This is a genomic window from Streptococcus intestinihominis, from assembly GCF_046824975.1.
Lineage (GTDB): Bacteria > Bacillota > Bacilli > Lactobacillales > Streptococcaceae > Streptococcus.
In genome coordinates this window covers 142,048-153,182 of the sequence record NZ_JBKQBL010000002.1, presented here as the reverse complement: position 1 = coordinate 153,182, position 11,135 = coordinate 142,048, and the positions used below count along the sequence as shown (strand labels likewise).

Here is an 11,135-nt window from a genome sequence, read left to right as displayed (position 1 = left end):
CTTCTCGATCAGCGTCAGCATATCCCCCATACCGAGGATCCGACCAGACATGCGGTCTGGGTGGAAGGTTTCGATATCGGTGATTTTTTCACCAGTACCAGTGAACTTGATTGGTTTTCCAGTAATCTGACGGACAGAAAGGGCCGCACCACCACGGGTATCCCCATCGATCTTGGTCAAGATCACCCCGGTCACTTCGAGTTGTTCGTTAAACTCACGCGCCACATTGGCTGCTTCTTGACCGATCATGGCATCGACAACCAAGAGGATTTCATTCGGCTCAGCAAGGGCTTTGACGTCACGCAACTCGCCCATGAGTTTTTCATCGATTTGCAGACGACCGGCCGTATCGATCAAGACATAGTCATTGTGGTTGGCTCTCGCCTGTTCCAAACCTTGACGTACAATCTCCACTGCAGGCACCTCTGTACCGAGTGAGAAGACAGGGACATTGATCTGCTGACCAAGAGTCTTTAACTGGTCAATGGCTGCTGGTCGATAGATATCGGCCGCAATCATCAAAGGACGTGCATTTTCTTCCTTGACCAATTTGTTGGCCAATTTCCCTGCAAAGGTTGTTTTACCAGCCCCTTGAAGACCGACCATCATGATAATGGTTGGAATCTTTGGAGATTTGATAATGTCTGCTGTCTCAGAACCCAAAATGGCTGTCAATTCTTCATCGACAATCTTGACGATTTGTTGGGCAGGGTTGAGGGTTTCGATGACCTCATGACCTACAGCACGCTCGCGGACGCGTTTGATGAAGTCTTTTACAACAGGAAGGGCAACGTCGGCCTCTAAGAGGGCAAGACGAATCTCTTTGGTTGCCTCTTGGACATCCGCTTCAGAGATTTTCCCTTTCTTACGAAGATTTTTAAAGACGTTCTGTAAACGTTCGGTTAAACTTTCAAATGCCATTATTTTCTCCTATTTTTTCAATTCAGTGGAAATCGTCCGAAATGTTGCAAACATTCTAGTTCTTCGGGTGTGACTTCTTTCATGATTTCATTTGGATATCCCCAACAGCTAAAACCTATTTGCATAGCCTTGGAGATATCATTGGGCGAGATAATCTGTAGTCGAGTAGGAAATACTTCCTCTGCGACTAATAGTTTGCAAGGTATTCCTTGATAAATGACGAGACTGCCCATAATCACTCCCGATTGTCAATGCTGGATAAAATTTCAACCTGCTCTTGTAGAAAAGTATCTTCCGGATAGCGTTCTAAAATCTGATCAAAAATCTGGCTGCGTACAATGTAGTCAGAGTACATATGCAACTTCATCTCATAATCCTCTAGAATCTTCTCTGTCCGCTTAATATTGTCATAAACCGCCTGACGACTGACCCCGAACTCTTCCGCAATCTCAGCTAAGCTGTAGTCATCTGCGTAATAAAGCTCGATATAGTTCATTTGCTTGTCCGTCAAGAGCGCTGCGTAAAACTCAAAGAGCGCATTCATTCGGTTGGTTTTCTCAATTTCCATACCTTTCATTATATCAAAAAAGCCCGCCAAAGACTAGCGGGACTTGATGCTTTTTGAGTTGAAATGAGAGGATAAATCATCAGAGTTTCAGTGCTAACATGTTGACCGTCATACCTGCCGCGGTTCCAATCAAGAAGATGGTATCTCCTTCCTTCACATAGCCATGATCAAGCGCATAGGCTAAACCAAAAGGCACAGCTACAGAAACCATGTTTCCGTAATCGCTGACGATGTTAAGATATTTATAGTCTGGGACTCCTAATTTTTCCATGACTAAAGGAAGAGCTCGACTAGCTTGGTGGGGAATAATATAGTCTACTGTATCTTTAGAAATGCCGGATTTTTCTTGAAATTCTTGGAACATGTCAGGAATAACACGCGCAGATAGAAGTAAAATTTTCTTACCCTTCATATCAAACATGAAATCAGTCTTGGTTGATTCAGAGTACAATTTCGGATGATAAGCTGTCAAACCACCACGAATTTCGGTATCATGGGCTCCCTCAGACCAGGTCCGTTGCATGCTAGCAATGATTCCTTTGTCTTGGCTTGTTGCTTCAAAAATAAAGGCTGCTGCTCCATCGCTAAAAAGTTCATAGCTTTCTTTCTGCTTTGGATTAAGGCCCAGGCTTCCTACCTCACTTGAAACAATGAGGACACGCTTGTACTCGCCACCTTCGATCAGATAAGAAGTGGTACTAAGGGCTGAAATAAAGCTGGTACAGGTGGTATTGATATCCATGGCAGGAATCGTAAGTCCCTTGGCCACGCGCTCATGGATCAAAGCAGCTGTACAAGGAATCGGCTGAACGCCTACGGCGCTCGCTGAAACTAGGCAGTCAATATCTGCCATGGTCAATCCTGCTTGCTCTAGTGCTTGTTCGATAGCACGAGCAGCTAAGTCGATCTGAGATTCTTCGTCTTCTTTTACTCGGTAACGTGTCTGGTCCTTAAAGGTGACTTGATGCTTGGGTAAGGCTGTTCCATAGCCTTTAATACGAACGTGTCTTTGTACACTTGTCATAATGCTTCCTCCTATTTTTGAAGACGTTGTACGCGCTTGAGTTTGCGACTTGTGTCCCATTGGTAGTCAATAAAGGTTAGAGTGGGCATGATAAAGCCCTTTTGATCTGCTAAGACTTGAAATTGGTTGAGGATAGCCTCTTCTATCTCAGATGAACGTTTGCTGAGAGCAACCTGGACTTGTCCATCTTCGGTTTGCGTCACTTGATAGTCTTGAATTCCTTCGACAAAGAGGATACAACGCCGAATAAAGTCTGGATAAACCATCTGTAGCTCGCCGTCTGCTTTCTTGAAATAAAAGATATCGTCTGATCGTCCCTCAATTTTAGCAATCCTTGTAAAGACAGAACCACAGCTACAGGCATCCGGATCCTCTACCAGAATATCATTGAGCCGGTAGCGGTAAATAGGTTGGCTCCTACGTTTAAAATCAGTAATGATAGGATAAAAACGGTGGTCATCCAAATAGTCTTTTTCCACTGATAAAATGTCCTCGTTGAGGTGCAGATTCCCCTCGGAACAGGTACAGGCTAAGAAACCTTCTGTTGCTTGGTAGACCTGATTGACCTTAGAAAGATCAAATGCTTGACGGATGAGGTCCCGGTCCCGATCCTCTAAGATTTCAGCGACGGAAACGACCTTTTGAGGTTGTATCTCCAGGGTCTGATTTTCCAGATACTTGGTTAAATCTAATAAGGTAGAGGCTGGAGCCACAAGGATGGTCGGCTGGTAGTCATTTAAACGCCCGATGTGCTCTTGGCTATCTTTGAAAATATCAAAATACTCTAGGCGAATCAAGGGAGAATTGATGGTTTGATAGAGCTGGTTATCAGCACGGAGGAAAAAGGCAATGCGGTGACCAAGGAGCTTTCCTTTGGGGAGCATTTTAGCGAGTATAGCGGCTGCCCACATACTACGTTCTGTTTCTGTCGTGATAAAGATCCCCCGGTGTCCGGAGGTACCAGAGGAAAGACCAACTGCTACTTCTCCTTGCATCTCTGTAAAATCACGAGACTGCTCACCGCGAATCGCCATTTCAAGAGCCTGATCCCGGTCGATTCCTTGGGTATTTAACTCATTGAAATGCTCCATCATAAAGGTCTTGTCCATATAGCGGAAGTCTTTTGGAACACCTTGAGAGAAATAGGGGGAATGCTGGAGTAAGAAGCTGTGGTAGTTTTGTAGTTCTTTTTCTTGGTAGCGCTCCAGTTCCTCACGGTTCTTGAAGCGATGCCCCCAGCGGGTTTGGTAAAAGGTTTTAAGAAAGGTCCATTTTTTCATTTAGTATTCTTTCTACCCGTTCAATTGGATCATGGCTGACGAGAACAGCGAATCCTTGATTTAACAAGGTACGGAGGAAATTGACATTTTCTAAATAGTCCTTCCCATTATCCTGAACTTGACTAGGAATCCAGCGCATCTGCTCTGTCAAGGGGAGAAGGTCAATTCCCCAGCAGAGATCAGCACCAATAAACAATTGATATTCCGGAAGGAAAAGACAGCCTTGTCCCTTAGCGTGCCCATCATGGGAACTCAGGAGAATACTGCCGTCTCCAAAGATATCTACTGTTTCCGTATAAGCAAAACGAGGGTTGGTTCCCTGAGGCTGGATAATTTGGACAGCCTCTTCAAAATGTTCCGGCAAAAACTCTTTAAAAATTAAATCCTTGAAGCTGGGCTTCTGGTAGACGTGATAGGCTCTCTCTGTGACCAAGAAGCGTGCCTGCTTGAAGCAACCCGCTCCTCCTAGATGGTCTGGATGAAAATGCGAGAGGATGACATAGGATATGTCATCTGGTGAAATCCCAGTCGCTTGAAGCAAGCAATCGATCTGGTCTTCCTTTTTCATCTGCATAGGAGTTCCAAGACGGTAATAAAGATAACGGAATTTACTTTTGATCTCATAATGATAGCCCGTATCGTATAGAATATAACCATGCTCTCGGTGTTTGAGGAGATAGACGCCGGCTGGAAAAACCATCTTCTTTCTTTTCTGCCCCTTAAAGAGCAAGGCGAGATTGCTGGTACAATAGCCAGCAGGGAAGTACTTAATGCTTTCGATAATCTTGGACATACTGGGCAATTCCCTCCTTGATGCTGATGCGTGGCTCATAACCCAACTCTTCTCTTGCTTTTGAAATATCAAGTGTCTGGCTATAACGCAATAGGTAGTAGGTATAGCGAGTTAATGGTGGCTCACCCTTTAGAGGTAAGAACCGATAAAGAACCTCTAAGCTAGAAGCCAAGCCACCTAGAAGAAAGGCAGGTAATTTTTTATAACGAATAGGAAGTTTCAGGCCCTGCAAGGCTTCTTCAATTAGTTCTTTAAAAGGAGTCGGCTCGCCATTGGTAATGTTATAGACTTGACCTTCTGCCCTATCAGCTTTCAGAGCCAAAGCGATAGCCAAAGCAACATTCTCAACACAGGTCATGTCCATCAATTGCTTGCCTTCCTTGATTAAGGGGATTCCAATTTTTTGGCTTAGCTTGAGAACACGTGGAAGGATACTTGTATCCCCAATGCCAAAGAGCCCACGAGGACGAAGGATAATGCTGGGAACATCCGGGTATGCAGGAAAGAGTTTCTCTGATAGCAACTTGCTTTTGATGTAGTTGTTTAAATGATTTTCAGTTGGAGCATCTTCTTCTTTGATGCCGATTTGATCTTTCGGAGCCGCATAAATACTTGGTGAAGAAACATAGACCAAGCGACTTATTTTATTAGTACGGCAAGCTTCTAAAACATGTTGAGTACCGAGGACATTAGCTTGATAAAAACTCTCCCAAGGCCCCCAAACAGTGGATAAAGCTCCAGCATGGACGACCATTTCAACGCCCTTACATGCCTCTTCTACTGCTTGCTTGGAACTCAGATCTCCTTTGAAGAATTCCACATGGTCTGAAACCAAGCTTTGTCCTACTGCTTCATTCCGACCAAAAGCGCGGACAAAGTAGCCTTCTGCTACTAACTCTTTTACCACATATTTTCCTAGAAAACCTGTTGCTCCTGTTACAAGTACTTTCATGGTGTCTCCTTTTTAACTAAGCGATGAATTTCTTTCTTTAAGATGCTGGTGGCATCATAGGCCTGGGCTCTCTTTTGGAGCTCTTTGAGTTGGGATCAGCCTTTTCTTGCAAGTAATTGCTCAAAGGCTTGAGCGATCTTTTGACTCTTGTCCTTGGGAGCTTGCAAGGCTACTCCTGCTTCTACTCCACGGATAGCGTAATCATATTGGTCATAGTCATGCCGGAGGATTAAAGCTGGAATCCCATTTTTGACGCATTGAAAGAAAATCCCTGCTCCATCTGGTTTTTCATAATAGGGACAAGAGTAAAGCACATAACTTCTGCTACTTTTAGCTTTTGAGGCCCTGTAAAAATCCGAATCTCATAGTTAGGGTCATTCAATAATGGGGCTAAAAGCAAGAGGACAGGATAAAGGTGTCCACTGAGAGGTGCTGCAACAGCATCAATTTTAATTCGAGACATAAAAACTTCTTATATAATTTACATAATATAATTTATGTAAATTAATTATTCTCTAAGTAAAATTCAAACCGTTCTCCGACATATTGACTTTTTACATACTCAAAAGCTGTGCCATTATCAAAATATGAAATCTGGGTCAATCCAAGGATAGCATGTCCTTTGGGAATCTCTAAGTAATGAGCAATCTTTTCTTTGGCCAATCGTGCATAGATGGTTTGTTGAGATTTACCAATGCGATAGCCATGCTTTTCTAAGGTTTGAAAGAAATGGCTAGTCACCTCTTCTTTTTTGAAGTTTATGATAAATTTTTCTGGGATCGAGGCAACTTCATAGACAACAGGAACTCCATCTGCGTAACGAACCCGCTCCATTCGAACAATTGTTTCAGTCTTGTCAATACCAAGCTTATCTACTTCTTGAAGGCTAGGAATAGTGCGTTTGTAGGATATAACCTGTGTCGAAGGGATCTTCCCTTGGGCCTTCATGATTTCAGTAAAACTAGTCGTCCCCCGCATCTTTTCCTGGACGCGCGTGCTAGCGACAAAGGTACCACTACCAACACGGCGCTCCAGTACTCCTTCTTCTACCAAAAGTGTAATAGCTTGACGAAGGGTCATGCGACTCACTTGGAACTTCTCAGCCAAGTCCCGCTCACTAGGGAGGCGTTGTCCAATTTTCCAGATTTTCTGGTCAATTTCGGCTTTAATTTGATCGTGAATTTGTATGTAAGCTGGAATCATCTTGCTACTCTTTCTGTGTGTTATAACCTATTGTAGCGCAATTTTGTTAAATCTTCAATCCTAGTCAGTCTTGATTGGTAATGAAGGGGCTTTTGTGTTAGAATAGAGGAAAAGAATTTTCTAGAAGAAGGGGAAAAGATGACAAACCTATCAACTGATTTGCATGATGTTGAAAAAATCATCGTGCTTGACTACGGTAGCCAGTACAATCAGCTCATCTCTCGTCGTATTCGTGAGATTGGTGTCTTTTCAGAATTGAAGAGTCACAAGATTACTGCAGCTGAAGTGCGTGAAATCAATCCAGTTGGGATCGTTCTTTCAGGCGGACCAAACTCAGTGTATGAAGAAGGATCTTTCGATATTGATCCAGAGATTTTTGAACTTGGAATTCCAATTTTGGGAATCTGCTACGGGATGCAGTTATTAACTCACAAGCTTGGTGGGAAGGTTGTTCCTGCAGGCGATGCTGGTAACCGTGAATATGGTCAATCTGAGCTTAGCTTGACGGAGTCTTCTGCTCTCTTTGCAGGCACACCAGACAAACAATTGGTCTTGATGAGCCACGGGGATGCTGTTACAGAAATCCCTGCTGACTTTGTTCGTACAGGTACTTCTGCTGACTGTCCGTATGCATCGATTGAAAATCCAGATAAGAAAATCTACGGTATCCAATTCCACCCAGAGGTTCGTCACTCAGTACATGGCTATGATATCCTTCGTAACTTTGCCTTGAATATCTGTGGTGCCAAAGGTGACTGGACTATGGATAACTTTATCGAGATGCAAATCAAACAAATCCGTGAAAAAGTTGGAGACAAACGTGTTCTCCTTGGACTTTCTGGTGGTGTTGACTCTTCTGTTGTAGGGGTTCTCCTTCAAAAAGCCATCGGTGATCAATTGATCTGTATCTTTGTAGACCACGGACTTCTTCGTAAAGGGGAAGCTGACCAAGTGATGGATATGCTTGGTGGTAAGTTTGGTTTGAATATCGTTAAAGCAGACGCTGCCAAACGTTTCTTGGACAAATTGGCAGGTGTATCTGACCCTGAACAAAAACGGAAAATTATCGGTAACGAGTTTGTTTATGTCTTTGATGATGAAGCAAGCAAGCTAAAAGATGTGAAATTCCTTGCTCAAGGTACACTTTATACAGACGTCATCGAGTCAGGTACGGATACTGCTCAAACCATCAAGTCTCACCACAATGTGGGTGGACTTCCAGAAGACATGCAGTTTGAACTGATTGAGCCACTCAATACTCTTTACAAGGATGAAGTTCGTGCTCTCGGTACAGAGCTTGGCATGCCAGACCACATCGTATGGCGCCAACCATTCCCAGGACCAGGTCTTGCGATCCGTGTTATGGGTGAAATCACTGAAGAGAAACTTGAAACTGTTCGTGAATCCGATGCGATCCTTCGTGAAGAAATTGCCAAAGCAGGTCTTGACCGCGATATCTGGCAATACTTCACTGTTAACACTGGCGTTCGTTCTGTAGGTGTTATGGGTGACGGTCGTACTTACGACTATACCATTGCCATCCGTGCTATCACTTCTATCGATGGAATGACAGCTGACTTTGCCAAAATCCCTTGGGAAGTACTTCAAAAAATCTCTGTACGTATCGTAAACGAAGTTGATCACGTTAACCGTATCGTCTATGATATCACAAGTAAACCACCTGCAACTGTTGAGTGGGAATAAAATGACTTGATAAAATAACGCTTGAAATCATTGATTTCAGCGTTTTTTTTATATATGTAAGACAGTGTTTATAATCAAAATAACCTCTACCTCTAGACCAGTTCCAGGCAGTCTATATTAAGGAGCAAAATTTCCTAATTCAATAAACAAAGAAAATATAGACGGAACTTGTGAACTCTATTTGGGTGTTAGATTAATATTAAATAATTTAGAATGAAACAGGTTCTTGTATGAAGCTCGTACTTATGTTATGATAGTTTTAAATCTATTCCTTTTGAGTAAGGAATTCATAAAGTTAGGAGAATCAAATGTCTGAAATTACAGTTTCGCGTCAAACAGGCCTTGTAGGTGTATTAATGAAGGTAAACGTTTATATCAATGGAGAATGTGTTGCCAACTTAAGCAAAGACGAAACCGTTACACTTCCGCTTCCTGAAGGGCTTGATATGGTTAAGGTTTACGTAGATCAAAGAGGAGCCTTTACTCGTTCTAAGGAAGTGATCGTAAAAGCTGGTCAAACTGCTGTCATTAAAGGCTCGGCATGGAAGACTTTTCTAGGTATCTTCGGAAAAATCTTAGGTATTCCTTATCTCTCAATCGAAGTAACAGATTAAAAAGCCATCATTCGATGGCTTTTTAATCTTATCTTACATAAAATCATCTAAACAATTTCATTGAATCAATAATGATGATATACGAGCAATTTTGAAATTTTCTCAGTGAGAAAAGTGCTTGAAACAGTATGATTCAAAACTTAGTCATGGAACTTCCTGGATTGCTGAAATCATCCACTGGATAATTTCAGCTAACCTCCTCACTCACTTAAGGAAAGTTTCTAAAAATACTTCGTATTTGAACTGAAATCATCTAGCATTGGTTTTTTTATAGTTTATTTCCTCTTGATTTGTTGAGTATGAAAACGATAAACAATTAAACCGATTCCTAGGAGCATGAGGACTCCTAGGCCGATCACGGAATATAGAGGAAGCTTGTTGGTTTCTTTCAGTAGTGTTTCTGTATTGAGCTTGGTATCAATCGTATTAAAGCTATCTCCTGCTTTCTCAATGATATCCTGTTTTAGAGCTTTGAGGGACTTGACAAGGTTTTTATCAGAGCTTAGCTGACTATTAGAAAGCTTGCTAGCAAAATCAACTAATTGTTTGGTTTGTTCATCCGTTATAGCACCCTCTAATTGATAAGTTTCCAGAATCTTTTTTACCAGCTTTTGGAAATCTTTCTTCTCGAGCTTTTTGTCTTGATTGCTTCCTGTTAGCGCTGCGATTTTAAGATCGATGACAGCTACATTGAGCTTATCTTCATGGAAGCCTTTTCTACGGGCACTCTCTTTATAGATGGTTGCAAGCAGGGATAATTCTTCCTGAGCAAGTGCTTTGTTTTCATCAGATATGGTGCTACCATTTTGCTTAAGGGAGTATGCGACCGCTGCAAGGGCACTCAGGCCTGATGCTTCTGTTGGAGACGCAATCGTGATTTCGGCATGTTCTAGCCCAAGAGTGGTCAGTGCATTTCGATGCATATCCGCTGTTACTTCTGTTATATTTTGAGGAGTGACAATGTGCACGCTAATAGGCGCTTTCTTGGCTTGTTTCTGTAGTTTAACAGAGGAATAATGATCTCCGTTCTCATCAATAGTAAAACTTGTATAAGCAGAAGGATTCATGGTTTTCCATTCCTTCTCCTTTTCTTCGTTATACATCAAGAGACTGAGGGTTTGCTCGACTTGAAATTCATCCAATGATGAGCCAATGACATAGTCAGGTTGGCTATATTTTTGATCAATGACTTTCTGAATGGTTGCGTCGGCAAAAACTGTTGAAGAGCTTGCAAGGAGTGCCAACCAGCCAACAATAAAGATTCCAATAAATTTCCTGAATAGTTTCATACCTTCTCCATAACTACTTCTATCATACTAAAACTCTTTCGGACAATAAAAAGGAAGCAGGTTTTTCCTTTTGCCTCCCTTCTAGTCTATCCTTTTTATCTTAAGACTGGCTTACAGCTTCTTTAAAAACAGATGACAGTTTGCTCCATAAAAAAACAAGGGATTCTTCCCTTGTTTAGAGCGACTGCCTGTATTAGAACCAGGAAAATAGTTTCATGATGAACTGATTCATTTCAACGAGACGTGAATAATAATAATTTCCCCCATTAACGTAGAGCTCTGAGCCATGTAAAAATGAAATAGGATGGAGATAAAGATAGGTCTTCCCTGTGACATTTCCAAGACTCGGTGCAACCACTTCTTTTGAGTATTTACGGGCTAATTCAAGACTATTTTTCCCGCCATTTTTTGCTACATATTCAATGTAATCTTGTCCAAAATTATAAGCCTGTACAGCTGTCCAAGGATCAACTCCCTTCTCCTTTGCTTTTCGCAGATTCTCAGAGAGGGTTTGAATTCCTTGGCGGATACTTTCTTTGTTGTTGGTGATAGAATTTGTCTGGCCTGTTGCACTTTCACTGGCCTGCATGACATCATCTTCCTTACCCTTGGTCTCTGTATAAATCATAGCAAGGATCAGATCTTCATTTGTACCGGTATCTTCTTCAGCCAGTACTTCACGCACTAAGGTACGATAAGTCATGACCTGTTTGACATCCCGGTGTATCTGATAGCCCTTGTATATGAAAAAGACGAGCAAGAGGCAAAAGAAAATTTTTATTATTCG

Annotated in this window: 13 protein-coding genes; 2 read left to right on the top strand and 11 right to left on the bottom strand. The window is 42.2% G+C overall.

Features of this window, described 5'->3' with window-relative positions; translation table 11 throughout:
• The 9 genes from ACLOR3_RS04060 to ACLOR3_RS04020 all read right to left on the bottom strand — a co-directional run.
• A partial coding sequence (locus ACLOR3_RS04060) for a signal recognition particle protein (RefSeq protein WP_412037013.1) occupies positions 1 to 921 on the bottom strand: 921 nt, incomplete at its 3' end.
• A gap of 17 nt (positions 922 to 938) precedes the next feature.
• Complete coding sequence (locus ACLOR3_RS04055) at positions 939 to 1,154, bottom strand: hypothetical protein (RefSeq protein ID WP_037606554.1); 216 nt, start codon at positions 1,152 to 1,154, stop codon at positions 939 to 941.
• A 2-nt stretch (positions 1,155 to 1,156) separates the two neighbouring features.
• The gene (locus tag ACLOR3_RS04050) at positions 1,157 to 1,489 is read right to left on the bottom strand and encodes a putative DNA-binding protein (protein ID WP_003001435.1); all 333 of its coding nucleotides are present in this window, start codon (positions 1,487 to 1,489) and stop codon (positions 1,157 to 1,159) included.
• A 79-nt stretch (positions 1,490 to 1,568) separates the two neighbouring features.
• Positions 1,569 to 2,513, bottom strand: a complete 945-nt coding sequence (locus ACLOR3_RS04045) for a 3-oxoacyl-[acyl-carrier-protein] synthase III C-terminal domain-containing protein (RefSeq protein ID WP_411400322.1) — start codon at positions 2,511 to 2,513, stop codon at positions 1,569 to 1,571.
• A gap of 11 nt (positions 2,514 to 2,524) precedes the next feature.
• Complete coding sequence (locus ACLOR3_RS04040; protein WP_411400323.1) at positions 2,525 to 3,793, bottom strand: F390 synthetase-related protein; 1,269 nt, start codon at positions 3,791 to 3,793, stop codon at positions 2,525 to 2,527.
• On the bottom strand, positions 3,771 to 4,586 hold the full coding sequence (locus ACLOR3_RS04035) for an MBL fold metallo-hydrolase (RefSeq protein WP_411400324.1): 816 nt from the start codon (positions 4,584 to 4,586) through the stop codon (positions 3,771 to 3,773). The genes ACLOR3_RS04040 and ACLOR3_RS04035 overlap by 23 nt, the downstream gene beginning before the upstream one ends.
• On the bottom strand, positions 4,561 to 5,538 hold the full coding sequence (locus ACLOR3_RS04030) for an NAD-dependent epimerase/dehydratase family protein (RefSeq protein ID WP_411400325.1): 978 nt from the start codon (positions 5,536 to 5,538) through the stop codon (positions 4,561 to 4,563). The genes ACLOR3_RS04035 and ACLOR3_RS04030 overlap by 26 nt, the downstream gene beginning before the upstream one ends.
• A 229-nt stretch (positions 5,539 to 5,767) precedes the next feature.
• Positions 5,768 to 6,001 carry a hypothetical protein gene (locus ACLOR3_RS04025; protein ID WP_412037012.1) on the bottom strand — a complete coding sequence of 78 codons (234 nt, stop codon included), beginning with the start codon at positions 5,999 to 6,001 and terminating at the stop codon, positions 5,768 to 5,770.
• 41 nt (positions 6,002 to 6,042) lie between these two features.
• Complete coding sequence (locus tag ACLOR3_RS04020; RefSeq protein WP_411400327.1) at positions 6,043 to 6,741, bottom strand: GntR family transcriptional regulator; 699 nt, start codon at positions 6,739 to 6,741, stop codon at positions 6,043 to 6,045.
• A 138-nt stretch (positions 6,742 to 6,879) separates the two neighbouring features.
• Between ACLOR3_RS04020 and guaA the strand changes: the two genes are divergently transcribed.
• Entirely contained in the window at positions 6,880 to 8,445 is a 1,566-nt protein-coding gene (guaA, locus tag ACLOR3_RS04015) for a glutamine-hydrolyzing GMP synthase (RefSeq protein WP_048691204.1), read from the top strand.
• A gap of 308 nt (positions 8,446 to 8,753) precedes the next feature.
• Complete coding sequence (locus tag ACLOR3_RS04010) at positions 8,754 to 9,059, top strand: hypothetical protein (RefSeq protein WP_023023261.1); 306 nt, start codon at positions 8,754 to 8,756, stop codon at positions 9,057 to 9,059.
• Positions 9,060 to 9,334: 275 nt separating this feature from the next.
• Here the strand turns inward: ACLOR3_RS04010 and ACLOR3_RS04005 are convergent, their stop codons facing one another.
• Both ACLOR3_RS04005 and ACLOR3_RS04000 read right to left on the bottom strand, forming a co-directional pair.
• The gene (locus tag ACLOR3_RS04005; protein ID WP_411400328.1) at positions 9,335 to 10,348 is read right to left on the bottom strand and encodes a DUF1002 domain-containing protein; all 1,014 of its coding nucleotides are present in this window, start codon (positions 10,346 to 10,348) and stop codon (positions 9,335 to 9,337) included.
• A gap of 193 nt (positions 10,349 to 10,541) precedes the next feature.
• Positions 10,542 to 11,132, bottom strand: coding sequence for a lysozyme family protein (locus tag ACLOR3_RS04000; RefSeq protein ID WP_412037045.1), 591 nt, complete (start codon positions 11,130 to 11,132; stop codon positions 10,542 to 10,544).
• Positions 11,133 to 11,135 lie beyond the last annotated feature (3 nt).

Coding starts and splice junctions, on each gene's coding strand:
- ACLOR3_RS04030 (WP_411400325.1), bottom strand. CDS start 5,538: ATGAAAGTACTTGTAACAGGAGCAACAGGTTTTCTAGGAAAATATGTG.
- ACLOR3_RS04010 (WP_023023261.1), top strand. CDS start 8,754: ATGTCTGAAATTACAGTTTCGCGTCAAACAGGCCTTGTAGGTGTATTA.
- ACLOR3_RS04035 (WP_411400324.1), bottom strand. CDS start 4,586: ATGTCCAAGATTATCGAAAGCATTAAGTACTTCCCTGCTGGCTATTGT.
- ACLOR3_RS04045 (WP_411400322.1), bottom strand. CDS start 2,513: ATGACAAGTGTACAAAGACACGTTCGTATTAAAGGCTATGGAACAGCC.
- ACLOR3_RS04055 (WP_037606554.1), bottom strand. CDS start 1,154: ATGGGCAGTCTCGTCATTTATCAAGGAATACCTTGCAAACTATTAGTC.
- ACLOR3_RS04020 (WP_411400327.1), bottom strand. CDS start 6,741: ATGATTCCAGCTTACATACAAATTCACGATCAAATTAAAGCCGAAATT.
- ACLOR3_RS04025 (WP_412037012.1), bottom strand. CDS start 6,001: ATGTCTCGAATTAAAATTGATGCTGTTGCAGCACCTCTCAGTGGACAC.
- guaA (WP_048691204.1), top strand. CDS start 6,880: ATGACAAACCTATCAACTGATTTGCATGATGTTGAAAAAATCATCGTG.
- ACLOR3_RS04005 (WP_411400328.1), bottom strand. CDS start 10,348: ATGAAACTATTCAGGAAATTTATTGGAATCTTTATTGTTGGCTGGTTG.
- ACLOR3_RS04040 (WP_411400323.1), bottom strand. CDS start 3,793: ATGAAAAAATGGACCTTTCTTAAAACCTTTTACCAAACCCGCTGGGGG.
- ACLOR3_RS04050 (WP_003001435.1), bottom strand. CDS start 1,489: ATGGAAATTGAGAAAACCAACCGAATGAATGCGCTCTTTGAGTTTTAC.